This window comes from Streptomyces sp. NPDC017943, from assembly GCF_044328425.1.
GTDB classification, from domain to species: Bacteria; Actinomycetota; Actinomycetes; order Streptomycetales; family Streptomycetaceae; genus Streptomyces; species Streptomyces djakartensis_A.
Genome location: NZ_JBIRHH010000001.1, coordinates 542,397 through 567,287 on the forward strand (window position 1 = coordinate 542,397; position 24,891 = coordinate 567,287).

At 73.3% G+C, this 24,891-nt stretch carries 19 protein-coding genes; 5 read left to right on the forward strand and 14 right to left on the reverse strand.

Translation table 11 applies throughout. From position 1 onward, the window contains the following. Positions 1 to 109: 109 nt before the first annotated feature. On the reverse strand, positions 110 to 1,231 hold the full coding sequence (locus tag ACH4C6_RS02375) for an SDR family oxidoreductase (protein ID WP_398106646.1): 1,122 nt from the start codon (positions 1,229 to 1,231) through the stop codon (positions 110 to 112). Positions 1,232 to 1,423: 192 nt separating this feature from the next. Here ACH4C6_RS02375 and ACH4C6_RS02380 point away from each other — a divergent pair, with 192 nt between their 5' ends. Continuing rightward, positions 1,424 to 2,920 carry a zinc-dependent metalloprotease gene (locus ACH4C6_RS02380; protein ID WP_398106647.1) on the forward strand — a complete coding sequence of 499 codons (1,497 nt, stop codon included), beginning with the start codon at positions 1,424 to 1,426 and terminating at the stop codon, positions 2,918 to 2,920. Next, positions 2,917 to 3,444 (forward strand): NUDIX hydrolase, encoded by a 528-nt coding sequence (locus ACH4C6_RS02385; protein WP_398106648.1) that lies wholly within the window; start codon positions 2,917 to 2,919, stop codon positions 3,442 to 3,444. Before ACH4C6_RS02380 ends, ACH4C6_RS02385 begins: the two co-directional genes overlap by 4 nt. A gap of 178 nt (positions 3,445 to 3,622) precedes the next feature. Here ACH4C6_RS02385 and ACH4C6_RS02390 read toward each other — a convergent pair whose 3' ends face one another. The 4 genes from ACH4C6_RS02390 to ACH4C6_RS02405 all read right to left on the reverse strand — a co-directional run bounded on the left by ACH4C6_RS02390 (position 3,623) and on the right by ACH4C6_RS02405 (position 7,600). After that, positions 3,623 to 4,378 carry an AIM24 family protein gene (locus tag ACH4C6_RS02390; protein WP_398106649.1) on the reverse strand — a complete coding sequence of 252 codons (756 nt, stop codon included), beginning with the start codon at positions 4,376 to 4,378 and terminating at the stop codon, positions 3,623 to 3,625. A 16-nt stretch (positions 4,379 to 4,394) separates the two neighbouring features. Beyond that, the gene (locus ACH4C6_RS02395) at positions 4,395 to 5,075 is read right to left on the reverse strand and encodes an AIM24 family protein (protein ID WP_333936841.1); all 681 of its coding nucleotides are present in this window, start codon (positions 5,073 to 5,075) and stop codon (positions 4,395 to 4,397) included. Between the two features lie 11 nt (positions 5,076 to 5,086). Then, entirely contained in the window at positions 5,087 to 6,850 is a 1,764-nt protein-coding gene (locus tag ACH4C6_RS02400) for a TerD family protein (RefSeq protein ID WP_398106650.1), read from the reverse strand. Positions 6,851 to 6,988: 138 nt separating this feature from the next. Further along, positions 6,989 to 7,600, reverse strand: a complete 612-nt coding sequence (locus tag ACH4C6_RS02405; RefSeq protein WP_398106651.1) for a M48 family metallopeptidase — start codon at positions 7,598 to 7,600, stop codon at positions 6,989 to 6,991. Positions 7,601 to 7,898: 298 nt separating this feature from the next. Between ACH4C6_RS02405 and ACH4C6_RS02410 the strand changes: the two genes are divergently transcribed. Both ACH4C6_RS02410 and ACH4C6_RS02415 read left to right on the forward strand, forming a co-directional pair. Then, complete coding sequence (locus tag ACH4C6_RS02410; RefSeq protein WP_398106652.1) at positions 7,899 to 9,113, forward strand: TOMM precursor leader peptide-binding protein; 1,215 nt, start codon at positions 7,899 to 7,901, stop codon at positions 9,111 to 9,113. Next, a complete protein-coding gene (locus ACH4C6_RS02415) occupies positions 9,106 to 10,476 on the forward strand; it encodes an ABC1 kinase family protein (RefSeq protein ID WP_398106653.1) in 1,371 nt (456 codons plus the stop codon). Before ACH4C6_RS02410 ends, ACH4C6_RS02415 begins: the two co-directional genes overlap by 8 nt. Before the next feature lie 27 nt (positions 10,477 to 10,503). On the opposite strand, the gene ACH4C6_RS02420 is transcribed toward ACH4C6_RS02415, so the two are convergent. The 5 genes from ACH4C6_RS02420 to ACH4C6_RS02440 all read right to left on the reverse strand — a co-directional run bounded on the left by ACH4C6_RS02420 (position 10,504) and on the right by ACH4C6_RS02440 (position 14,486). Further along, a complete protein-coding gene (locus tag ACH4C6_RS02420) occupies positions 10,504 to 10,725 on the reverse strand; it encodes a hypothetical protein (RefSeq protein ID WP_398106654.1) in 222 nt (73 codons plus the stop codon). A 155-nt stretch (positions 10,726 to 10,880) separates the two neighbouring features. Beyond that, on the reverse strand, positions 10,881 to 11,204 hold the full coding sequence (locus ACH4C6_RS02425; protein WP_376332539.1) for a hypothetical protein: 324 nt from the start codon (positions 11,202 to 11,204) through the stop codon (positions 10,881 to 10,883). Beyond that, on the reverse strand, positions 11,201 to 11,569 hold the full coding sequence (locus ACH4C6_RS02430; protein WP_037766327.1) for a WhiB family transcriptional regulator: 369 nt from the start codon (positions 11,567 to 11,569) through the stop codon (positions 11,201 to 11,203). Before ACH4C6_RS02430 ends, ACH4C6_RS02425 begins: the two co-directional genes overlap by 4 nt. A gap of 173 nt (positions 11,570 to 11,742) precedes the next feature. Then, positions 11,743 to 12,069 carry a hypothetical protein gene (locus tag ACH4C6_RS02435; RefSeq protein ID WP_369193809.1) on the reverse strand — a complete coding sequence of 109 codons (327 nt, stop codon included), beginning with the start codon at positions 12,067 to 12,069 and terminating at the stop codon, positions 11,743 to 11,745. A gap of 164 nt (positions 12,070 to 12,233) precedes the next feature. Beyond that, positions 12,234 to 14,486 (reverse strand): ATP-dependent DNA helicase UvrD2, encoded by a 2,253-nt coding sequence (locus ACH4C6_RS02440; protein WP_398106655.1) that lies wholly within the window; start codon positions 14,484 to 14,486, stop codon positions 12,234 to 12,236. Between the two features lie 202 nt (positions 14,487 to 14,688). On the opposite strand from ACH4C6_RS02440, the gene ACH4C6_RS02445 reads away from it, so the two are divergent. Then, positions 14,689 to 14,931 (forward strand): mycoredoxin, encoded by a 243-nt coding sequence (locus ACH4C6_RS02445; RefSeq protein ID WP_333936850.1) that lies wholly within the window; start codon positions 14,689 to 14,691, stop codon positions 14,929 to 14,931. Between the two features lie 80 nt (positions 14,932 to 15,011). On the opposite strand, the gene nudC is transcribed toward ACH4C6_RS02445, so the two are convergent. The 4 genes from nudC to ACH4C6_RS02465 form a co-directional block, all read right to left on the reverse strand. Then, positions 15,012 to 15,956, reverse strand: coding sequence for an NAD(+) diphosphatase (nudC, locus tag ACH4C6_RS02450; RefSeq protein ID WP_398106656.1), 945 nt, complete (start codon positions 15,954 to 15,956; stop codon positions 15,012 to 15,014). A 155-nt stretch (positions 15,957 to 16,111) separates the two neighbouring features. Next, positions 16,112 to 17,515, reverse strand: coding sequence for a dipeptidase (locus ACH4C6_RS02455; protein ID WP_398106657.1), 1,404 nt, complete (start codon positions 17,513 to 17,515; stop codon positions 16,112 to 16,114). A gap of 10 nt (positions 17,516 to 17,525) precedes the next feature. Further along, positions 17,526 to 21,095, reverse strand: a complete 3,570-nt coding sequence (locus ACH4C6_RS02460) for an ATP-dependent DNA helicase (protein ID WP_398106658.1) — start codon at positions 21,093 to 21,095, stop codon at positions 17,526 to 17,528. Between the two features lie 92 nt (positions 21,096 to 21,187). Then, positions 21,188 to 24,682, reverse strand: a complete 3,495-nt coding sequence (locus tag ACH4C6_RS02465) for an ATP-dependent helicase (protein WP_398106659.1) — start codon at positions 24,680 to 24,682, stop codon at positions 21,188 to 21,190. Positions 24,683 to 24,891 lie beyond the last annotated feature (209 nt).

The window sequence follows — 24,891 nt, forward strand, 5'->3', positions numbered from 1 at the left end:
GCCCGTTTGGAGCCTCCTACAGGGGCGCCCCCGGCCCCCGTGCCGCGCACGAGGACGGCGGCCACGGCGGTGCCGGGGTGCGCCGTGCTCCCCCGCGCGAAGACGGGCGCTAGATGCGCCGCCGGGCCTTGCGCGCCCGGCGCACCACCGCCGCCGCGCCCAGCAGCGCCACCGTCGCGCCGGCGGCACCCGCGGCCGTCGCGTCCTTGCGGCCCAGCCGGCGGCCCGCCACCGTGTGCCGGCCGGAGACCTCCTCCAGGAGTTCCGCCAGCACCTCCTCGTTCGTGTACCGCGGCCGCCAGCCGGCGTCGTGCAGTCGGCTGCCGCTCACCACCCACGGGTACATCGTGTAGGCCAGGTCACCCGCGGGGGACGGGGTGAGCCCGATGCGGTGCAGCCGCGCCGCCGCCCCCAGCGCGACGGCGGAGGGCAGCTCCATCCGCCGGATGCCGCTGAGCTCCTCCACCTCCTCCTGCTCCAGCCATCCGTCGCAGCCGACGGCGAGCTCCCCGTCGACCTTCTCCAGGACGGCGTACTCCAGCGCGCTGCACAGGTCCTCGACGTGGCAGAACTGCCAGGCGGGCCGCGAACCGGCGACGACGAGCAGCCGGGGCGACTCGAAATACCGGGTCAGGGCCGTGTCGGTGCCGCCGACCAGGACGGCCGGCCGCACCACGGTGACGTTGAGCCCGGGGTGTGCGCGGGGTGCCCGGCGCGCCAGGCGCTCGACCTCCAGCAGGTCGCCGACCCCGGTCGCCTCGGCCGTGGCCCGCAGCTCCGCGTCCTCCGACAGGGGCAGCTCGTTGTCCGGCAGTGCCCCGTAGACCATCGCCGAGGTGCACAGCACGACCCGGTGGACCCCGGCCGCCGCGGCGGCCGTCAGGACGGTCTGCGTCCCCCGTACGTTGTAGGCCGTCCGGGCGGCCGCGTCGGTCTCCAGGTCCAGGTCCAGCGCCAGGTGGACGACCACGTCGGCGCCGCGCAGCTTGTCCGCGATGGCCGGGTCCCGGACGTCGAGGATGTGCCACTGCGCGGCGGCGCACTCGCCGCGCCGCTCGTCGATGGCCACGACCTGCTTGATCTCGTCGGACGCCGCGAGCCGCTCCGTGAGCAGGGCTCCTACGCCGTAGGCGGCACCGGTGACCGCGACGACGGGTCCGCGCGCCGCGGGGCTCGCGGAACTGATTGACTGGTTTCGCGCTGCGCGAACCTGCGGATCTGGGGAACTCACCGGGCGTCTCCAGCGGTTGTCTTCAGTACGAGCACGTGCCACGCGTGCGTACCAGGTGGCATCCATCCTGCCGCAGGCCGTCAGTCGGCGAAGCACCGAGGCCCGATCCGCCCCGGGTGTCTACGCTGGGTGGTGTTGTCGGGCAGCCGTGCCGCCGGAAAGAACCGGCGGCCCTACCAGCCGAGGAATCCCGTGAGTGACACCCCATTCGGATTCGGCCTTCCGCCGGAGGAGCCGGACGACGGCGACGAGGGCAAGAAGAAGGACCAGCAGAGCGGTGGTGGTCAGGGACCGGCCAACCCGTTCGGATTCGGCGGTCTGCCCGGAGCCGGAGGCTTCGGCGGAGGCCCCGGTGGCCCCGGCGGCCCCGGTGCGGACAATCCGTTCGCAGCCATGTTCGGGTCGCTGAACCCCACCGACCTGGGCGCCGCGTTCCAGCAGCTGGGCCAGATGCTCTCCTACGAGGGCGGCCCGGTGAACTGGGACATGGCCAAGCAGATCGCCCGCCAGACGGTGTCGCAGGGCTCCCCTGACGGCACCAAGGACGCGAGCGTCGGCCCCGCCGAGCGTCGTGCCGTCGAGGAGGCCGTCCGCCTGGCCGACCTGTGGCTCGACGACGCCACCTCCCTGCCCTCCGGCGCCGCCTCGGCGGTGGCCTGGAGCCGCGCGGAGTGGGTCGAGGCGACGCTGCCCGCCTGGAAGGAGCTGGTCGATCCGGTCGCCGAGCGCGTCGGCACCGCCATGGGCGACGTCCTGCCGGAGGAGATGCAGGCCATGGCCGGCCCGCTGATCGGCATGATGCGCTCGATGGGCGGCGCGATGTTCGGCACGCAGATCGGTCAGGCCGTCGGCGTGCTCGCCGGCGAGGTCGTCGGCTCGTCCGACATCGGCCTGCCGCTCGGCCCGGCCCGCAAGGCCGCCCTGCTGCCGGTGAACATCGAGACGTTCGGCAGGGACCTGAGCGTCCCCCAGGAGGAGGTGCGGCTCTACCTCGCCCTGCGCGAGGCCGCCCACCAGCGCCTCTTCGCGCACGTGCCGTGGCTGCGCTCGCACCTGTTCGGCGCGGTCGACGGCTACGCGCGCGGCATCAAGGTCGACACGGCAAAGCTCGAGGACGTGGTCGGCCAGTTCGACCCGCAGAACCCCGAGCAGCTGCAGGAGGCCCTTCAGCAGGGCATGTTCCAGCCCGAGGACACGCCCGAGCAGAAGGCCGCCCTGGCCCGGCTGGAGACCGCTCTGGCGCTCGTGGAGGGCTGGGTGGACGCGGTGGTCCACGCCGCGGCGAAGCCCCGCCTGTCGTCCGCCGACGCCCTGCGCGAGACGCTGCGCCGCCGCCGCGCCTCGGGCGGGCCGGCCGAGCAGACGTTCGCCACGCTGATCGGCCTGGAGCTGCGTCCGCGCCGTCTGCGGGACGCCTCCCGCCTGTGGGCCTCGCTCACGGACGCGCGCGGGGTCGACGGCCGGGACGCCCTGTGGCACCACCCGGACATGCTGCCGACGGCGACCGACCTGGACGACCCGGACGGCTTCGTGCACCGCGAGCACCTCGACTTCTCCGAGCTGGACAAGATGCTCGGCGAGGCGGCGGACAAGCCGGACCTCAAGAAGCCCGGCACCGACGACGGCGACGGCGGCGACGGCGGCGGCGACGGCGGCAAGGACGAGCGCAAGGGCGACGACGCCGGGTGAGTCTGTACGACGACGCGGTCCTCGTCCTGAAGGGGTACGAGGACCAGACGGAGCTGCGCGAGGCCTACCTCACCCATCTGGCGGAACACCCGGACGGTCTGTGGAAGGCCTGCCACGCCGGCCACCTCACGGCGAGCGGTCTGGTCGTCGACCCGCAGCGCGGCCGGGTGCTGCTGACCCTGCACAGGAAGCTGCGGATGTGGCTGCAGATGGGCGGCCACTGCGAGCCCGGGGACACCTCGCTCGCGGCCGCGGCCCTGCGCGAGGCGACGGAGGAGTCCGGCGTTGCGGGGCTCACCCTGCTGCCCGGCGGCCCGGTGCGCCTGGACCGGCACCCGATCCCGGCCCCGTGCCACTGGCACTTCGACGTCCAGTACGGCGTCCTGGCGCCCCCGGACGCCGCGCACGCCGTCAGCGACGAGTCCCTCGACGTGCGCTGGTTCGGCTACGACGAGGTCGCGGACGTGGCCGACGAGTCGGTCGTCCGGCTCCTGGCGGCCACGCGCGCGAGGCTCGCCGCCTGACCGCGGCCTGTCAGGGGCGACGCCACTGCGGCCGCCCCTGACAGCTCCCGGTCACCCGGGCCGCGCCGCCCCCGAGGGGGAACCGCGCGACCGGACCCCGCGCGACCGGACCCGAAGGGCTGCTGCCACAGCTCGACGGCGGGTTCCCGCACCAGGACCGGCCGGATCCGAGGAGCGCTCAGCTCCAGACGTTGCCCTGGTTCTGCCCCCGGGCCCCCTGCTGGCCCATCCCGTACTGCGCGGCGAGGCCCGAACCGATCTGGGCGTTCTGCGGCGGCAGCAGTTCACTCGGCTGGACCAATGCGAAGCCGGAACCCATGAAGCTGAGCTCCCAGCCCTCACCGGTGTTCCCGCGCCGCCGCCACACGCCGGAGGAGTGCGTCTGTGCCTGCATCTGCACGCGCAGGCTCGTCGACCAGGCGACGATCGCGTCGGCGTCGCAGTTGACGTACTTGTCGGGCGTCACCTGCATCAGCAGCGGCATGCCGGAGGTCATCAGGGCGACCTTGCCCCGGCCGCTGATGTTGAGCTGGTACTTCCCGGAGCCGGCGATGCCGTAGAGGCTGTCGACGGCGATGACCTCGTGGTGCAGCGAGGAGTCCATCGCCAGCACGTAACTGCTGTCGACGGTCAGGCCCTCCTGGTCCACCTCCATGACGTGGACGTGCTGCTTGAGGTTGGCCAGGTAGACCGTGCCCTGCCCGTGGCAGCGCATCAGGTCCAGGCCCTCCCCGGTCTGGGCGCGCGCGCGTGACTGCTGGTTCGTCTGGAACTCGGCGTCGAACTCGACGAGCCCCTGGTAGGCGACCATGGTCCCCTTGCGGGCCAGCACGTCGTCGTGGCCCTCCAGGCTGACGCGCAGCATCTGCTTGTTCTGCAGGCTCCAGCGTTCCTGGGTCTGCTGGTCGTTGTAGGCGAAAATCGGGCTCTGCATGGTGTGTTGCTCCCCCTCAGCCCCGGAACCGGAGGCGGTCGGTGCTGTCCTCGCTGGGCTGGACGACGACGATGCCCTGACCGGAGAAGGCCATCTGGTAGGCCTCGCCGCTGCCGCGGCCGATCAGCGACTGCGCGCGGAAGCTGCGCTTGCCCTTCACCTTGAGGTTCGGGGACCAGGCCACGAGCGCGTCGGGGTCGACGTAGGTCTCGTCCTCGCCGCCTCCGCAGTCGACGACGATGGGCTTGCCCCGGGAGGTCAGCGCGACCCAGCCCTGTCCGGAGATCCGGGTGTTCCACAGGCCCTGGCCGGCGAACTTCGCCAGGCCCTTGACCCGCTCGACGCCCCAGTTCAGGTGGGCGTCGAAGGCCAGCAGGTTGGTGGCGTTGACCGAGATGCCGTCGCCGTTGAGGTTGATGACGACGACGTTCGCCCCGTAGTCGGCCAGGTAGAGCAGGCCGTCGCCGGAGCACTTCATCAGGGGCGCGCCCTCGCCGGTGAGCCAGTCCTTGGCGATCTGGCGCACGGCCGGCGGGTTGGGCTCGTACTGGACGAACCCTTCGTAGGCGACCATCGACCCCACGCGCGCGAGGAGGTCGTTGCCCGTCTGCATGGCGACCTTCAGCATGTGGTTGCCGTGGTTCTCCATGCGGGCGGTGACGGGTGCGGGGGCGTAGCCCGCGAGCGGCTGGTTCATCGGGCTCTCCCTCAGATCTCGTACGGCTGGACGACGATGAAGTTGCCGGGGGCGCCCCGGAACTGGAGGTTGATGCTCTCGCCGGTGTCGCCCGGGTAGGCGTTGCGGCGCATCCGCACCTGGCTGGAGACGATCACCTGCGCGGCGGACGACCAGGCGACCACGGCGTTGCAGTCGGCGAACGTCGTGGGCGTGACGGGGAGCACCACGGGCGTGCCGTGCGTCTTGACGACGACCGTGCCGGTGCCCGTGAACTGCATCGTGAACAGCGCGCCGCCGGGGATGCCGTGGCCCTCGATGCGGCGGACCTCGTATTGCAGGCTCTCGTCGAAGGCCAGGACGTTCTCGGCGGAGACGCAGATGCCGTCGCCCTGGAGCTCGATGGGGTGCAGCATCGTCGAGTTCTCGGCGAGGAACACCTGCCCCTGGCCGGTGCAGCGCATCAGCTGCATCTCCTGGCCGGTGGCGTTGCCGACGATCCGGCCGGAGAAGCCGGCCCCCTTGTAGCTGAAGTCGACCTTGCCCTGGTAGAGCACCATGCTGCCCTGGCGGGCCAGGACGGGCTGGCCGCCGACGCCGAGGTCGACGCGGACCAGCTTCTTGTTCTGCTGGGTCCAGCGCTGGCCGGTGGGCGTCTCCTTGAACTGCTGCAACGCGGCGGCCACACCGGGTCCCTGTCCGGCACCGGCCTGCGGGGCGGCCTGCTGCGGGACGCCGTGGGGCGCCTGTCCGTACGGCTGCTGCCCGTAGCCCGGGGGCGGGGTGGGCTGGCCGTAGCCGGGGGGCGGTGCCGGGGCGTGCGGGGCCGCGGGCTGGCCGTAGCCGGGAGGCGGCGGGGGCGTGTGGCCCGGCGGCTGGCCGTACGGCGCCGGCTGCTGGCCGGGCTGCCCGTACGGCGCAGGCTGCTGGCCGGGCTGTCCGTACGGCGCAGGCTGCTGGCCGGGCTGTCCGTAGGGAGGCGGTGCCGCGGTCGGCGGGGGCACCGGGGAGCCGCCCGGCGGGGTGTGCAGGGGCGCGACGATGGTGGGGGCGGCGTGAACCTGGGGCGCGGGCGCGGGTGCCGGGGGCGGAGTGGCGCCCGGCGGGGGCGCGAAGCCCTGCGCGGCGGGCTGCGGCGCGGGAGCGGGGGGCGCGGCGGGGGCGGGCGCGGAGGCCGGCGGGGCGCCCGGGGCCGCGAACGCGGGCGGGGCGAAGCCGGGGGCGGCGCCGGTCTGGGGCTGCTCCGGGGCCGGGGCCGGGGTCTCCTCCTCGGCCACCTCGCCGCCGAAGTTCTTCAGCAGCGCCTCCAGCCCGCCGTCGAATCCCTGCCCGACGGCGGCGAACCGCCACACGTCCTTGAGGTAGAAGTCACCGAGCATCACGGCCCGCTCTGTGGAGAACTCCGAGCCGCTGAAGGAGTAGCGGGCCACCTCCTCACCGCCCGCGACGATCCGGATGTACCCGGAGGTGATCTGCGACATCTGTCCGGCGCCGTCGATCGTCGCCGTGAACGACAGCTTGTGGATCTGCGGCGGGACCCGGTCGAGCGTCACCCGGAAGGACTCCGTGTCGCCCGCCTGGGCGCCCAGGAGCTGGACGGCCTCCTCGGGGGACTTCGGCTGGTTGAAGAAGACGAAGTACCGGTCGTCGGAGAGCCGTTCGTCGGCGTCGAGGCCGAAGCAGCTGATGTCGAAACCCAGACCGGGGCCGGAGATCTGCACACCTACGTACAGATCCGTGCCCGCGGTGAGGTCACTGATCCTGGCCTTGTGGCCGCGTTGGAATTCCCTGGCCATGCGTAACGACCGTCCCCCATCCAGAACGTGAGTGCGTCGCGTCAGGCTAACGGCAAACACGGACACCGGTAGATGTCGGTACAGACCCGGTACAGAACGCGTGCCCGGCCGTATCCGCTGCTCGCTCCGGGTGAGCGGTCACTCACCCGCGGGGGGCTCGCCCCGCGCGCCCGGCACGTGGGGCAGGCGCCCGGCGGCGACCACGCCTTCGAGGTAGCCCCGCGCGCGTTCGGTGCGCGGGTAGGCCTCCAGCAGTGCCCAGAAGCGTGGGCCGTGCCCGGGGACGAGGAGATGGGCGAGCTCATGAAGCAGGACGTAGTCGACGACGTACTCGGGCATTCCCTGCAGGCGGTGCGACAGGCGGATGCTGCCCTCGGCCGGGGTGCAGGATCCCCAACGGGTGTTCTGGTTGCTCACCCAGCGCACCGTCGCGGGCCGGGCCCGCCCCCCGAAGTACTGCTCCGACAGGCGCCGGGCCCGCTCGGCCAGCTCGGCGTCGCCGAGGGCCCGTTTGCTTTCCTGGGCCGCCAGTTTGGCGAGCATGACGTCGACCCAGCGCTGCTCCTCCGCCTCGGACATCCGGGCGGGGATGAGGACCACGGTGCGATCGCCCTCGCGGTACGCGGAGACCGTTCTGCGGCGGCGGGTGCTCCGGCGGACCTCGATCGCGCTCGCCCCGGAGCCGCTCGGCGGCTGGCTCGTCGTACTGCGCTGTGGGTTTCCGGCGCGGTGCAGTGGGTCGGCGGGCACGCCCCGACCGTACCCGCTGGGCCGGGGGAAGTCCCGGCTCCGGAAGGCTTCCGTGCCCGCACCGTCATCGGCTGCCGGATTTGTACGACGATTCCCCGCCCCTGTGGACAACTCTCGGCGGCGGATCACCAGTGCGGGCATCCTGGATCGCGTCGGCGAGCATCGCGGCATCGCTTCGGTGAGCACCGCGACACCGCCTCGGCGCGCCTCGCGGCATCGCTTCGGCGAGCCTCGCGGCATTGCCTCGGTGAGCACCGCGACGTGGAACGGGAACGATCTATGGCACACGGGGGTTGTCATGCATCCGGTGGTGAAGCCTGCGCTCCGGCGCGGCTGGCGTGATCTGAAGACCGTGCAGTTCGGGATGGCGCCGGCGCACGCGATGACACTCGGTCCGCTGGACCAGGCGTCCGGCTACTTCCTCGACCTGCTGAACGGCACCCGGGGCATGGAGCTGCTCCGTGAGGAGGGCCACCGGATGGACTTCCCCGACGGCCACGTCGACCGGCTCGTGCGTGGCCTCGCCGAGGCCGGGCTGCTCGACGACGCCCGGGGCGGCGGGCCGGAGGCCGACGCCCTGCGACAGAACAAGGAGGTCCTCGACCGTCTGCGGCCGGATCTGGCGACCCTCTCCCTGACGACGTCCCGCCCCGGCGAGGCGATGGGCCGGCTGGCCGCCCGGCGTGCGCAGCGGGTGCAGGTGCGGGGCGCGGGCCGGGTGGGCGCCGTGCTCGCCTCAGTGCTCGCGGGAGCGGGCGTGGGCGAGGTCGAGGTGCTCGACGGGGGGTGTGTGGAGCCCTGGGACGTCGCCCCGGGTGGTCTGCCCGCGGATGCCGTCGGGGATCGCAGGGACGCGGCGGCTCGCCGTGCCGTGCGACGGGCCGCTCCGGACCGTCCCTCGCGCCGTCCGGCGGCGGGGTCCGCTCCGGCGGAGCCCGACCCGGGCTTCTCACTGGTCGTCCTCGCTCCTCGTGACGACGTCGCCGTGCACGCGCCGGACCCTGCCGCCGCCGAGCCGTTCATGGCGTCCGGGACGCCGCATCTGTACGCCGGTGTCGTGGAGGGGACCGGGGTGGTCGGCCCGTTCGTCCTGCCCGGGGAGACCGGTTGCGCGGGGTGCCTGCAGCACAGCCGCACCGACCGGGACCCGACGTGGCCCCGTCTCGTCGCCCAGTGGCGTTCGGGCCGGCAGCCGCAGGGGCGGGCCTGCGATCTGGCGCTGGCCACCACCGTGGCCGGGCTGGCGGCCGCGCACGCGCTGGCGTTCCTGGACGGCCGGCTCCCGTCGAGCGCCGGGGCCCGCTGGGAGGTCTCCGTTCCCGAGCTGCACTGGCATGCGCGGCCCGTCTACCCGCATGCTGCATGTCCGTGCGGGGCCGCGGCGAGAGAAATCGAGGAGCACCCTTCGGAGGACGGGGAGCCGCACGAGACAATGGCTGTGCAACGGCCGCCGACGCAGTGCCGTGAGGCAGCGGCGGAGCGGCCGGCTGGGACTTGGAGGGCGCATGTCTGATCTTCCCCGGAAGGCGGTCACCCGGACCGCCAAGCTCGCCGCGCTCCCGCTCGGCTTCGCCGGGCGGGCGACCTGGGGGTTCGGCAAGCGGATCGTCGGCGAGTCCGCCGAGCTGGTCGGCCGTGAGCTCCAGCAGCGCACCGCGGAGCAGCTGTTCAAGGTGCTGGGCGAGCTCAAGGGCGGGGCGATGAAGTTCGGGCAGGCGCTGTCCGTCTTCGAGTCGGCCCTGCCGGAGGAGGTGGCCGGGCCCTACCGGGCGGCCCTGACCAAGCTGCAGGAAGCCGCGCCGCCGATGCCGACGCGCACCGTGCACACGGTGCTGCGCGAGCGGCTCGGGGAGGACTGGCAGGAGATGTTCCTGGAGTTCGAGGACAAGCCGGCCGCGGCCGCCTCGATCGGCCAGGTGCACCGGGCGGTGTGGCACGACGGCCGTGAGGTCGCGGTCAAGGTGCAGTATCCGGGCGCAGGCGAGGCCCTGCTGTCCGACCTGAACCAGCTGAGCCGCTTCTCCCGCCTGCTCGGCCCGCTGATCCCCGGCATGGACATCAAGCCCTTGATCACCGAGCTGAAGGACCGGGTCTCGGAGGAGCTGGACTACGGGCTGGAGGCGCAGGCCCAGAGCGCCCACGCCGACGAGTTCGCGGACGACCCGGACGTTCTCGTGCCGCAGGTGGTGCATCAGTCCGAACAGGTCTTGATCACCGAGTGGATCGACGGCATCCCGCTGTCGGAGATCATTTCGGACGGCACCCAGGAACAGCGCGACCGTGCCGGTCAGCTCCTGGCCCGCTTCCTGTTCTCCGGCCCCGCCCGCACCGGCCTGCTGCACGCCGACCCGCACCCGGGCAACTTCCGCCTCCTGCCCGACGGCCCCGGAGGCGAGGACGACTGGCGCCTGGGCGTGCTCGACTTCGGCACGGTCGACCGGCTGCCCGGCGGGCTGCCCGCCACCATCGGGGAGTGCCTGCGGCTGACCCTCGACGGGGAGGCGGAGACGGTCTACGAGCTGCTGTGCGCGGAAGGGTTCGTCAAGGAGACGATCGAGTTGGAGGCCGACGCGGTCCTCGACTACCTGCTGCCGATCATCGAACCGGCCCAGGTGGACGCGTTCACCTTCACCCGCGGCTGGATGCGCAGCCAGGCGGCCCGGGTCGCCGACCCCCGCTCGCCCGCCTACCAGCTCGGCAAGCGGCTCAACCTGCCCCCGGCCTACCTGCTGATCCACCGGGTGACGTTGAGCACCATCGGCGTGCTGTGCCAGCTCGGGGCGACGGTGCGGCTGCGCGAGGAACTGGAGGAGTGGCTGCCGGGTTTCCTCCCGGAGGATCCGGCGGACGGTGCGGAGTCCGTCGCCCAGGCGTGATCGCGCGACCGGCCGGAGCCGGGGGCTTCACCACCAGTCGGAGTCCAGCCGCCCCTCGATCGACCTGAGGTTCTCCCGGGAGCAGATGTCGCAGTAGTGGCGGCCGGCGCCGTGCTCGACGGAGAACGTCCAGGTCGGCGGCGGACCCTGTGCCCCGGCGTCCGCTGTCGCACCGCAGCGGCCGCACACCGGCCGCGGAGTCTTCGCGGCGTCGCCGTCGGCTCCGGAAGGATTCGTCGCACTCGCCACGCGCCGACGATACGCCGAAGCACCGGACGCGGACACCGGGGCGGCGGCCGGCCAGTCGCCGAGAACGCCGCGGGGGCCGGTCCGTGGGTACGGACCGGCCCCCGCGGGAGAGCCCGGCCTCCTGATCGGGAGGCCCGTGCTTCAGATCTGGACGGTCACTGCATGACGGCCATGGCGAGCGCCCGGCGGGCACGCCGCGAGGCTCGCTCCGCCCTGCGCTGCATCCGGCGGGCGGTCACCAGGCGCACGGCCCGGCGTTCCTGCTCCGCCTCGTGCAAGCGCTCGTGCATATGCGCACGCGCCAGGGCTTCTGGGATGAGTTGCATCTCTCGGGTCCTGTTCTGACGCGAGTCCTTCGCGCCGGTGGTGGTGAAATCGCGGGTCGCGGAGCCTGCGGGCTCGTCGGTGGACGGCTTCATCGGGGCCTGCTTCTGGGGGTCGTGCGTGAGGGGGCGGTCGATCGTTCCTGCGGTGTTCATGCGGTGACCGGGTTCTTGCGCGGGCGGCCACGCGGCCGCTTCCGGGCGACGACGACACCCTGGACGAACAGCTCGCCACCCCAGACGCCCCAGGGCTCACGCCGCTCCTTGGCGCCGGCGAGGCAGGCCTCGACCAGCGGGCAGGTACGGCAGAGGGACTTGGCGTACTCGACGTCCGCGGGCGACTCGGCGAAGAAGACCTCCGGGTCGTAGGAGCGGCACGGGACGGGTACGCCGAGGTTCTCGATGGCGTCGTCGAGCGCGGTGAGCGCGGTGAGCGGGGTCAAGGCGGAGTCCTCCGTGGAGCCGGGCTTGGGGATCGTGTCGGAAGGCGGTACGGACGGTGCGTGCGCTTCGAGTTGCACGGTTCGTCTTCCTCGTCTGGTCGTTCCGGCCGGTTGGCCGGGGGCGGCTGGTACCGGGTTCTTTTCTTGTCCCGAGGCTCCTTCGGTCTGTCGTCCCTGGTCGGGGACAAACAGAAGGGCCGCGGATCCCGGATGGGGTTCCGCGGCCCTGAAGGCGCCGACCTGATCGTCGATCAGGCTGGATCACTCCAGGGTTCTGGCCCACGGAAGGCCCACATCTGGTGGTGCTGCGTCGTCTGCTTCCGGAATCCGGCACCGGTCGCCGTAAAGGCATAGGCCTGGGCCTGTGCCACTACTGCTGCTTCCAGTGCCTTGGTCGGTCGCTCATTGCGCTCACGGACAGGAAGGGCCGCGGGGGCAACGGAGGAGGCAGCCGGCAGGACGGCACGAATGCCGGACAGACCGGTGCCCAGGTTCGAGACGCCGAGCATGCACGTGGAGACGGCCGAGCGATCGGTCATTTTCACGGTGCTGGAGAAGCTGGTGTTGATGCTGATCACTGGACTCGCCTCCTCTCGGCGTCTCGGGGGACTGGACGGACCAGTCCTGCGGATATGCAAGTACAACACGGAGTCAGGGCCTTCGAGAAGGCCGCTGCTCTCGTGCCTAAGAACCTATGGGGATTGCCGGGGCATGCGCAAACTATTTTTTCGACGAGTTCGTGTCAGTCCTCGCCGGTGTCCGGGGAGCCGTACTGGCCTGCGCAGATGGCCAGCACATCGGCCCCGTAGCGGTTGAGCTTGCGCTGGCCGACGCCCGGGATGCGGGCCAGCTCGTGGGCGTCGTCCGGGGCGGTCTCCGCGATCGCCATCAGGGTGCGGTCGGTGAAGACGCAAAAAGCGGGCTGACCACTGGTGCGCGCCTGGTCCGCGCGCCACTCCCGCAGCCGCTCGTAGAGGCCCTCGTTCATGTCGGAGGGACAGCCGTCGCAGCGCATCAGCTTCATCTCGCCGGCGTCGGTCAGGGTGCGGCCGCAGACCCGGCAGCGCGCCGGGACGCGACGCGTCCGTCTCGGGGCGGAGCCCCTGGTTCCGGGGATGCCGCGCTCGATTCCGCCCGCTCCGCCTGCGGCGGCGCGCCCGGTGGTGGCCGTGGAACCGGGGCGCAGTCCCTCCAGGAAACGGCTCGGACGGCGACCCGGCCGGCCCCCGGGTGAGCGGGAGAGCGACCAGGAGACATGGAGGCGCTCCCGTGCCCGGGTGACGCCGACGTAGAGCAGGCGGCGCTCCTCCTCGATCTGCTCGTCGGTCTTGGCGTAGGTGATCGGCATCATGCCCTCGGCCACGCCGACCAGGAAGACCACGTCCCACTCCAGTCCCTTGGCGGAGTGCAGCGAGGCCAGAGTGACGCCCTGCACCGTGGGGGCGTGCTGGGCGTTGGCGCGTTCGTCGAGCTCGGCGACGAGGTCGGCCAGGGTGGCGCCGGGCCGGGCGGCGGCGAAGTCGTGGGCGAGGTTCACCAGGGCGGCCAGCGACTCCCAGCGTTCGCGCACGGCGCCGGAGCCGGCCGGCGGTTGCGGGGTCCAGCCCTCGCCCGACAGCACCGCGCGCACCTGGGAGGGCAGGTCCACGGCGTCGTCCAGCAGGGAGTCGTTGCCGCCGAAGCGGGCCGCGCCGCGCAGGGCGACGCCGGCCTTGCGCACCTCGGGGCGGTCGAAGAACCGCTCGGCTCCGCGCAGCTGATAGGGCACTCCGGCGTCGGCGAGTGCCTGCTCGTAGGTCTCGGACTGCGCGTTCGTGCGGAACAGGATGGCGATCTCGGCGGCCGGGACGCCCGAGTCGACGAGTTCGCGGATGCGGCGGGCGGCGCCTTCGGCCTCGGCGGGCTCGTCGGTGTACTCGGTGTAGACGGGCTCGGGGCCGGGGCCGCGCTGCGAGACGAGTTCGAGCCGGTGGTCGGCGGCCCGGCCCCGGGCCTGGGCGAGCAGGCCGTTGGCGAGGTGGACGACCTGCGGCGTGGAGCGGTAGTCGCGGACCAGCTTGACGACCGTCGCCCCGGGGTGGCGGGTGCGGAAGTCCAGCAGGTGATCGGGGGTCGCCCCGGTGAAGGAGTAGATGGTCTGGCTGGCGTCGCCGACCACGCAGAGGCTGTCGCGGTCGCCCAGCCACAGTTCCAGCAGGCGCTGCTGGAGGGGGCTGACGTCCTGATACTCGTCGACGACGAAGTGCTGGTACTGGGCGCGGACCTGTTCGGCGATGTCGTTCCGGTCCTGCAGGACGGCCACGGTCAGCAGCAGGACGTCCTCGAAGTCGATGACGGAGCGCTCGCGCTTGACGTCCTCGTAGGCCGCGTAGAGCTGGGCGATCTCGGCCGGGTCGCGGGGCGTCTCACGGCCGGCCTTGGCGGCGGCGGGCGCGTAGTCGGCGGGGACGATCTGGGTGACCTTGGACCATTCGATCTCGGCGGTGACGTCGCGCAGCTCGCCGCGGTCGAGGCGGATGCGGCAGGCGGCGGCCGCGTCGGCGACGAGCTGGATCTTGCGGTCGACGAGCCGCGGCATGGATCCGCCGACTGCCTTCGGCCAGAAGTACTGGAGCTGGCGCAGGGCCGCGGAGTGGAACGTGCGTGCCTGGACGCCCTCGGCGCCGAGCTGGCGCAGCCGGCCGCGCATCTCCCCCGCGGCGCGGTTGGTGAAGGTGACGGCGAGCACGCTGGAGGGGTGCAGGATTCCTGCGCGCACGCCGTAGGCGATGCGGTGGGTGATGGCCCGGGTCTTGCCCGTGCCCGCGCCCGCCAGGACGCACACCGGACCGTGCAGGGCGGTGGCCACCTCGCGCTGCTCGGGGTCGAGCCCTTCGAGCACCGCGTCGGCCGAGTCCGGTACCCGCGGGAAGAGGGGGGAGTGCGTTGCTGCTGTCACATGGCCATGCTGCCAGGTCGTGGGAGACGGCTGTGCCGGTTGTCCACAGGCACGCACCGATAGTCGTACTGATGCGGCAGGCGTCACAGCGGCTGGTGCGAGGGGCTCTGTGCATGACCGGTGCGGTGGGTGTCACAGTCGTCGGCGGCCCGGCAGCCGGTGGAAGCGGAGGCGGCGGGGCAGCGGGAATGGTGGAGGTTTCACATACGTTCCCTCCACTGCGAACCCGTCCCCGAGTCACCGAAGGAGCACGAGCGACATGCCGGGCACTGTGACGATGTACAGCACCACGTGGTGCGGCTACTGCCGCCGGCTGAAGAGCCAGATGGACCGCGAGGGCATCGCGTACGACGAGATCAACATCGAGCAGGACCCGGAGTCCGCCGCGTTCGTGGAGAAGGCGAACGGTGGGAACCAGACGGTACCCACCGTGCTGTTCCCCGACGGCTCCACGCTGACCAACCCTTCGCTGGCCCAGGTCAAGCAGAAGATCGGCGCCTGACGGCCCGGACGTACGAGGAAGGCGGCTCCTGACAGGCTCAGGAGCCGCCTTCTCGTTGTATCCCGGGTCCCGGGTCCCGGTCAGGCGGCCGTCCTCGTCGGGAGCGGCTTGCCGTACCAGAGCTCGATCAGCCGGGCCGCGATCGAGATGCCGTACGGCGGGAGGACCTCGCCGGACTCGAAGGCGGCGCGCAGTTCGTCGCGGGAGAACCAGCGGGCCTCGTGGATCTCGTCGCCGTCCACGTCGATCTCCGTGGAGGTGGCGCGGGCCAGGAAGCCCAGCATGAGGCTGGACGGGAAGGGCCAGGGCTGGCTGGCGACGTACTCGACCGGGCCGACCGTGATGCCGACCTCCTCCTGGACCTCGCGGCGCACCGACTGCTCGATCGACTCACCGGGCTCGACGAAGCCGGCGAGCGTGGAGAAGCGGCCCTCGGGCCAGTGCACCTGGCGTCCGAGCAGGATGCGGTCGTCCTCGTCGGTGACGGCCATGATCACGGCCGGGTCGGTGCGCGGGTAGTGCTCGGCGCCGCAGGCCGGGCAGCGGCGGATGTGGCCGGCTGCCGCGATGACGGTGCGCTCGCCGCAGCGGGAGCAGAAGCGGTGGGTGCGCTGCCAGTTTTCCAGGCCCACGGCGTGCACCATCAGGCCGATGTCCCGGGCCGACAGCAGCAGGCCCGCCTCGCGCAGACCCGCCGCGCGCGCCGACTGGTCCATGCGCCCGGGCAGGGCGTCCTTCTGCAGCGCGAAGTAGCTGACGCCCTCCTCGTCGATGCCGAGGAAGTAGCGGTGCGCCTCGGTGAGGGGAGCCTCGAAGGACGGGGTCATGACGAGTTCGGTGCGCCCGTCCGCCGTCTCGTCGATGAGGACCTGGCCGCCGGAGACCACGAAGCAGCGCGTGGTGGGGTGACTCCACGCCGCCGCGAGCCAGGCCTCGTCGAGCCGGTGGTGGGCGGCCCGGTCGATGCCGCTCGGGGCGGTGAGCGAGATGGGACGGTCGGCGTTGTGGTCGGTCCAGGTGGTCACGGGTGCTTCCAACTCCCCCGGTGGAACGGTTGGTTCGGCGGACTGATCGGCGGGCGGTACGGCGGGAGGCGACCGGGTGCGGCGGACCCGGGCGGTGCGGGGCGGCTCTTCCAGTGTGCCCCGCGCGCGTGGCCGGTCCGGACGGCGCGGAGGACTCAGGGGGCGTGGCTCCAGTGCTCGGCGAGGTCACCCCACAGGTAGGCGGTGGTCTCGACGCCCTTGAGGAGCAGGTCGAGCTCGACCTTCTCGTTCGGGGCGTGCCAGCCGTCCGACGGGACGGAGATGCCCAGGAACAGCACCGGTGCGCCGAGGACGTCCTGGAGGTCGGCGGCCGGGCCGGAACCCCCCTCGCGGGTGAAGCGGATCGGCTTGCCGAAGGCCCGGCCCATGGCGCGCACGACCGACTGCAGGGCCGGGTGGTCCAGCGGCGTCAGGCACGGGCGCGTGGCCCCGCTGAACGTGATCTCGCTGCGGATCCCGTCGGGCACCTGCTGTCCGGCCCACGCGCGGACGGCCTTCTCGACGTGGCCGGGGTCCATGCCCGCCACCAGGCGGAAGGACAGCTTCACCATGGCGGAGGACGGGATGATCGTCTTGCTGCCGGGGCCCTGGTAACCGCCCCCGATGCCGTTCACCTCGGCGGTGGGGCGGGCCCAGACCCGCTCCAGGGTGCTGTAGCCGGCCTCGCCGTGCGCCGCGTACGACTTGGCTCCGCGCAGCCACCGTTCCTCGTCGAAGGGCAGCTCCGCGAAGAGCTCACGTTCGCGGTCGGTCAGTTCGATCACGCCGTCGTAGAAGCCGGGGACCGCCACGCGCCCGTGCTCGTCGTGCAGGGCGGCGACCAGGCGGGCGGCGGCCGTCGCGGGGTTCGGCACGGCGCCGCCGAAGGAGCCGGAGTGGATGTCCTGGTCCGGGCCGTGCAGCCGTATCTCGCACTCGGCGAGGCCGCGCATGCCCGTGCACACCGTGGGGGTGTCCTCGGACCACATGCCGGTGTCGGAGACGATGACCGCGTCGGCGGCGAGCCGCTCCGCGTGCTGTTCGACCAGCGCCCGGAAGTGCGGCGAGCCGGACTCCTCCTCGCCCTCGACGAGCAGCTTGAGGTGCACGGCCGGAGAGGTGCGGCCGGTGGCGGCGAGGTGGGCGCGCACACCGAGGGTGTGGAAGAACACCTGGCCCTTGTCGTCGGCCGCCCCGCGCGCGTGGAGGCGGTCGCCGCGCACGACCGGCTCGAACGGCTCGGTGTCCCAGCCGTCCTCCCGGGCGGCGGGCTGAACGTCGTGGTGGCCGTAGACCAGGACCGTGGGCGCCTGCGGGTCGTCGCAGGGCCACTCGGCGTAGACGGCGGGGGCGCCCGGGGTCGGCCAGACCTCGGCCGTCGGGAAGCCGGTCTCGCGGAGCTTGGCGGCGAGCCAGTCGGCGCTGCGTCGTACGTCGGGCGCGTGGTCGGGCTGGGCCGACACCGACGGGATGCGCAGCCACTCGGCGAGGTCGTCGAGGAAGGCGGCGCGGTGCTGCTCGATGTACGTACGGACGACGCTGTCCGGGGTCTGGCTCATGGTCACGAGCCTATCGGCCCTCACCGGCGTCGTCGGAGTGCGGTTCCTCACCGAGCTGCCCTCCCGGGGGCTCGTCCAGAAGCAGCCGCTCCAGCTCCGCCCGGCCGGGCAGGTGCCGGGGTCGTACGACCTCTCCGCTGCGCACGTAGAGGAACGCCGCCGTGACCCTCTCCGGGGGAACGCCCTGCTGCTCGGCCCAGGCGAGGCGGTAGACGGCCAGCTGGAGCGGGTCGGCGGTGCGCGAGCGGCTGGTCTTCCAATCGACGATCTCGTACGTCGCGCCTCGCCCGTCGCCCTCCTTGTAGACGGCGTCGATGCGGCCCCGGACGACCCGGCCGGCGATCGCCAGCTGGAAGGGTGCCTCGACCCGGTAGGGCGTGCGGCGTGCGTACGTGCTGCGTTCGAAGGCCTCCTTGAGCGTTTCCAGGTCCCGTTCGTCGGCGATCTCGGCGTCGCCGCCGGGCAGTTCCTCGGGCTCCAGCATCGGGAGCGTGAGTTCCTCGAAGCGGGACTCGACCCAGGCGTGGAAGCGGGTGCCGCGGCGGGCGGCGGGCCGGGGCGGGCGCGGCATGGGGCGGGCCAGTTCCTGGGCGAAGCCGTCCGGGTCGGCGGCCAGGTGCATCAGCTGGGAGGCCGTGAGCGACGCCGGGAGGGGGACCTCGGTGACGCTGTCGCGGGCGCGCAGCAGCTCGCCCGTGAGGGCGTCGAGGTCGCGGTCCCAGGAGGCGACGGTGCGGGCCTCCTCCGGGGTGAGACGGGGTTCGTCCCGGAAGGGCGCGGGGTCGGCCGGGGCGGCCTGGCGGGGGACGGTGGGGCGGTGCCCGGGCCTCGCACCGGCGCCGGGCGCGGCCGGCTCCGCGAAGGGGTCGCGCTCGTCCGAGGGGCGAGGTTCGTCGAAGGGACCGGGCTCGTCGAACGGGCCGGGGCCGTCGTAGGAGCCGGGTTCGCGGTAAGAGCCTGGTTCGCCGTAGGGGTCCGGCTCGTCGTACGGGGGCTCGTCGTCCTCGGGTGGCGGGGGCCACTCCGGGTCGTCGAGTACGCCTGTGGCGTGCACCGCGGTGTGGATGTCCTCGTGCGCAGCGAGGCGCTCGAGGTAGGTCAGGACGGTCTCGGCGGCCGCTCGGCGGCGGGCGAGGGCCGCGTCGTCCAAGGGCAGGGGCCACACCTGGTCGCCCGCGGCCCGGTGCAGGGCCGGGTTCTCCTCGTCCTCGGGGGGATCCTCCGCCCAGGCCTCGATCTCGCCGTGTCCCGCTGCGCAGTGCTCGTAGAGGGCCTGGAGGAACGCCGAGGGGCCGCGGCGCTTCTTCTGGGTCGGGCCCCACCAGTGGCCGGAGCCCAGCAGGAGGGAGCGGGGGCGGGTGAAGGTGACGTAGCCGAGGCGGAGTTCCTCGATGTGCTGGTGGTCCTTCATCGCCTCGTGGAAGGCCTTCAGGCCCCGGGCGTCCCACGAGGTGACGTTGGGCAGGGTGTCGGCGTCACCGCGCAGCTCGTGCGGCAGGACCTTGCCCTGGGAGGTCCACTTCTCACGGCCCTGGCTGCTGGGGAAGGTTCCGGTGACCAGCCCCGGGACGACCACGACGTCCCACTCCAGGCCCTTGGACTTGTGCGCGGTGAGCACCTTCACGGTGTTCTCCCCGCCGGGCAGGGCGTTGTCCAGGCCCTTCTCGTACTGGGCGGCGGTTCGCAGGAAGCCGAGGAAGGCGAGCAGGGTCGCCTCGTTGTCACCGGCGGCGAACGAGGCGGCGACGTCGAGGAAGTTCGACAGGGTCTCGCGGCGGCGGGCGGCCAGGGCGTGCGGGGACGCCGACAGCTCCACCTCCAGTCCCGTGATGGCGAGCACGCGGTGCAGGACGTCCATCAGCGGATCGGACAGGGAGCGGCGCAGCTCGCGCAGCTCGGTGGCCAGCCGGGCGAAGCGCACGCGCGCGTCGGGCGAGAACGGCAGCCCGTCGTCGTCCCCACGGCCGTCCAGCGGCGTCTCCAGGAACGTGTCGAGGGCGTCGGCGAGGGAGATCACCTCCGACGGGTCGGTGCCCTCGACCGCCTCGGCGAGCCGGCGGTCCGGGTCGTCGTCCTCCTCCACGCGTGCGTGGGCCACGAGCAGCCTGGCGCGCCGCCCGAGGAGGGCGAGGTCGCGTGGTCCGATGCGCCAGCGGGGACCGGTCAGGAGACGGACCAGGGAGGCGTTGGCGCCGGGGTCCTGCAGGACCTCGCAGACGGCCACGAGGTCGGCGATCTCCGGCAGGTGCAGCAATCCGGACAGGCCGACCACCTCGACCGGGACGTCCCGCGCGACCAGCGCGCCCTGGATCTCGGCGAAGTCGGTGGCCGTGCGGCACAGGACGGCGATCTCGCCGGGCGGCGTCCCCGTCCGTACCAGGTGGGCGACGGAGTCGGCGGCCCAGTCGAGCTCCTCCGCGTGGGTGCGCAGCAGGGCGCAGCGCACCGAGCCGTCGCGCTCGGCGCCCGGGGCCGGGCGGAGCGCCTCCACGCCCGCGTGCAGGGCGCGCAGCGGCTTCGCGAGGCCGTTGGCGAGGTCGAGGAGGCGGCCGCCGCTGCGGCGGTTCTCGCTGAGCGCCTGCCGGGTCGCGGGGCGGCCGTCGGCGTGGGCGAAGTGCTCGGGGAAGTCGTCGAGGTTCGCCACGGAGGCCCCGCGCCAGCCGTAGATCGCCTGGCAGGGGTCGCCGACGGCGGTGACGGGGTGGCCGGTGCCCTCGCCGAACAGGCCCGCCAGCAGGACGCGCTGGGCGACCGAGGTGTCCTGGTACTCGTCGAGCAGGACCACCCGGAACTCGTCACGCAGCAGGCGTCCCACCTCGGGGACCTTCGCCAGACGGGCCGACAGGGCGATCTGGTCGCCGAAGTCGAGCAGGTCCCGCTCGCCCTTGGCGGCTCGGTAGCGGGTGACGAGTTCGGCGAGTTCACGGCGGGCGGTGGCCGCCTCGGGCACCTTGCGCAGGTCGGCGTTGCTGAGCTTGGCGCCGCGCAGGGTCAGCAGCAGCTCGGCGTCGTACGCACGCAGCACCTCCGGGCGTACGAGGTGCTCGGCCAGTTCGGCGTCGAGGGCGAGGAGGTCGCCCACGAGGTCCGGGAAGGACCGGGTCAGCGCCGGGTAGGGCCCCGGTGACTCGCGCAGCACGCGCGCGGCGAGCTGGAAGCGGGTGGCGTCGGCGAGCAGGCGGGAAGTGGGCTCCAGGCCGATGCGCAGGCCGTGGTCGGTCAGCAGCCGGCCCGCGAAGGCGTGGTAGGTGGAGATCACCGGCTCGCCGGGCGGGTTGTCCGGGTCGATTGCGTCAGGGTCGGTGACACCGGCCCTGACCAGCGCCTTGCGGACCCGCTCGGCGAGTTCGGCGGCGGCCTTGTTGGTGAAGGTGAGTCCGAGCACCTGCTCGGGGGCGACCTGGCCGGTGCCGACCAGCCACACCACGCGCGCCGCCATCACCGTCGTCTTGCCCGACCCGGCCCCGGCCACGATCACCTGCGGGGCGGGCGGCGCGGTGATGCAGGCCGTCTGCTCCGGGGTGAACGGGATGCCGAGGAGCTCTTTGAGCTGTTCGGGGTCGGTGATACGGGCGGGCACGTCGAAGAGGCTAGCGGCGGCCAGTGACAGCGGTGACCGGATCGCCTGCCGTGACGACGGAAAGCGCAGGTCGGCACGGGTGGTGCGATGGGTCACTCCACCACGTGGCGCCCTTCCTGACGCGCGCTGCAGGAGGCCCGGAACGCGCAGTGCGTGCAGTGCTGCCCCGCGGTCGGTGTGAACCGCTCGTCGAGGACCTTGCCGGCCGCGGTGGCCAGCAGGTCGCCGACCCACTCCCCCTCCAGCGGCTCCTGCGCCTGCACCTTGGGCAGCGTCTCGCCGCCGTCGCGTTTGGCCGCCCCCTGCCGGAGGTGGACCAGTTCCGCTCCGCCCGGCTCGGGGCGCACCCCGTCGAAGACCTCGTCGACGGCGCCCTCGCGCACGGCCAGCTGGTAGACAGCCAGCTGCGGGTGGCGCTCGACCTCCTTGGAGGTGGGCGCCTGCTTGCCGGTCTTGAAGTCGACCACGTAGGCGCGGCCGTCTCCGTCGGCCTCGACACGGTCCATCTGGCCCCGGATGCGCACCTCGTAGTCGCCCGCCTCCAGGGTGACGTCGAAGTCGTGCTCGCTGGCCACCGGGGTGCGCCCGGTGCGGTCCATGACGTGCCACTGGAGGAAGCGCTCGAGCGCCACGCGCGCGTTGGCCTTCTCCTGCTCCGACTTCCAGGGCGCGTCGAAGGCCAGGGCGTTCCAGACGGAGTCGAGGCGTTCCATGAGGACCGACAGGTCGGCCGGGGTGCGTCCGGAGGCGACCTCGTCGGCGAGGACGTGCACCACGTTGCCGAACCCCTGCGCGGCGGTGGCGGGTGCGTCGGCCTTGACCTCCCGGCCCAGGAACCACTGCAGGGCACAGGTGTTGGCCAGCTGGTCGAGGGCGCTGCCCGAGAGGACGACGGGCTGGTCGCGGTCGCGCAGCGGCACCTTGGACTCGGTCGGTTCGAACATGCCCCACCAGCGGTAGGGGTGGGCGGAAGGCACCAGGGGACGGCCGTCCTCGTCGGAGAGGGCGGCGAGGCGGGCCAGGCGGCGGGCGGCGGCCTCCCTGAGGGCGCCGGAGACCCGCGGGTCGACCGTGGTGGCGCGCAGCTCGGCGACGAGCGCGGCGACGGACAGCGGACGGCGGGGACGTCCGGTGACGTCCTTGGGTTCGACGCCGAGTTCGGTGAGGAACCGGGACGGCTGGTCGCCGTCGTCGGCGGGGGCCTTGACGGCGGTGACGACGAGCCGTTCACGCGCGCGTGTGGCCGCCACGTAGAACAGGCGGCGCTCCTCGGCGAGCAGCGCACCCGGGGTGAGGGGTTCGGCGAGCCCGTCGCGGCCGATGCGGTCGGCCTCCAGCAGGGAGCCGCGGCGGCGCAGGTCCGGCCACAGGCCTTCCTGGACCCCCGCGACGACCACCAGGCGCCACTCCAGGCCCTTCGCGCGGTGAGCGGTCATCAGGCGCACGGCGTCCGGGCGCACGGCCCGCCGGGTGAGGGTGTCCGCGGCGATGTCCTCGGCGTCGATCTCCTCCAGGAAGTTCAGCGCGCCGCGGCCGCCGGTGCGCTCCTCGGCCCGGGCCGCGGTGGCGAACAGGGCACAGACGGCGTCCAGGTCGCGGTCGGCGTTGCGTCCCGCCGCGCCGCCCCTGCGGGCGGTCCGCTCCAGCCGGGCGGGCCACGGCGTGCCCTCCCACAGGTCCCACAGCGCCTCTTCGGCCGTGCCGCCGCCGGCCAGCCGCTCACGGGCCTTGCGCAGGAGCGCGCCGAGCCGCTGGGCACCGCGCGCGTACGTCGGGTCGTGCACGGCGAGCCGCTCCGGCTCGGCGAGCGCGCGGGCGAGCAGCACGTCCGAGGGCGGCGGCAGCGGGTTGCCGGCGGCCCGTTCCTCGTCGCGCAGGGCGCGGCCGAGCCGGCGCAGGTCGGCGGCGTCCATGCCGGCGAGGGGGGAGGTGAGCAGGGTGAGGGCGGTCTCGGTGTCGAGCCAGCAGGGGTCGCCGTGGCCGGTGCGGCCGTCACCGGCGTCGGAGGCGGGGGCGGTGCCCTCGCCGATGGCAGCTGCGGGATCGGCTGGGGCACCGGTGTCCGAGGCAGCTGCGTCCTCCGCGCTCGGGGCTGCCACGTCCCCCACCCCGGGGAGCCCTGCCTGCGCCGCGCCGGAGAGCCCCGCCTGCGCCGCGCCGGAGAGCCTCGTGGGCGCCGCCCCGGAGGGCCCCGCCTCCGCCCCGGCCACCGCCCGCAGTGCCGTCAGCAACGGTGCCACCGCCGGCTCGTGCCGCAGGGGCATGTCGTCGCCGTCGACGTCCACGGGGACGCCCGCCGCGGTGAGGGCGCGGCGGATCGTCGGGATGGTGCGGGAACCGGCGCGCACCAGCACCGCCATGTCGCTCCACCGGACGCCGTCCTCCAAATGGGCCCTGCGGAGGATGTCGGCGATGTTGTCGAGCTCCGTCCCGGAGGTCGGGTAGGTGTACGCCTCGACGCGGCCGCCCTCCCGCACCGGCGCGAGTTCGCGGTGGGCGCGGACCTTCTCGGCGGGCAGCCGGGTCAGCGGCATGCGCTGGGTGAGCAGCCGGGTGGCGGCCAGCAGGGCGGCGCCGGAACGGCGGGACGTGCGCAGTACCGCGACGGGGGCGGGGTGACCGTCCGCGCGCGGGAAGGCGTGCGGGAACTCCAGGATGCCGTTGACGTCCGCCCCGCGGAACGCGTAGATCGACTGGTCGGGGTCGCCGAACGCGACGAGGCTGCGGCCGCCTCCGGCGAGCGCGTGCAGGAGCCGCACCTGAGCGGGGTCGGTGTCCTGGTACTCGTCGACGTAGACCGCGTCGTACCGGGCGGCGAGCCGGGCGGCGACCTCGGGGCGGCGGGCGAGGAGCACCGCGCGGTGGACGAGCTCGGCGTAGTCGATCACGCCCTGAAGGTCGAGCACGTCCAGGTACTCGGCGAGGAAGGCCGCCGCGGCACGCCAGTCGGGGCGGCCCGTGCGGCGTGCGAAGGCGTCCAGGGCGTCGGGGCCGAGGCCCAGTTCACGGCTGCGGGCGAGGACCGCGCGGACCTCGTCGGCGAATCCCCGGGTGGTGAGGCAGGCGCGCAGTTCGTCCGGCCAGCGCACGTGGGCGAGCCCGAGCCGCTCCAGGTCCACCTGGCCCGCGAGCAGTTCCCGGACGGAGACGTCCTGCTCGGGGCCGGACAGCAGGCGCATCGGCTCGACGAACAGGTCGTCGTCCTGGTGGGCGCGCACCAGGGCGTAGCAGAAGGAGTGGAAGGTGGTGGCCCGGGGCGCGCGGGCCGCACCGGTGCGCAGGGCCATGCGGTCGCGCAGTTCGACGGCGGCCCGGCGGCTGAACGTCAGCACCAGGATGCGCTCGGGATCCGCGCCGCGGGCGATCCGCTCGGTCACGGACTCGACGAGCGTGGTCGTCTTGCCGGTGCCCGGACCTGCGAGGACGAGCAAGGGCCCGCCCGCGTGGTCAACCACGGAGCGCTGCGCCGCGTCCAACACGGGGGGATCCACCCGGGCGGGAGGGGTACGGACCAGTCGGTAAGCGCCACGGCTCCCCCGCCGCACCCGGGGGTGCGTCAGGCCGCTGGTGGAGGAAGAGGAGCTCACGTGGTTCGCCGGTCCTGGTGGAAGTGCTGGTTGGCGGGCCGCCACGCGTGGCGGGCGGTGACCGCGGGATGACGGGGACAGGTGCGGCCGACGCTACGCCGCCGAGTGAGGCGGAGGCAGGGCTTCCCCTTCTTCCCTCCGGTCACTCGGGACACGCTCGGCGCTCGAGTCCCTCGTCCCACGAACGTACGTCATGCCGCCGACGTGCC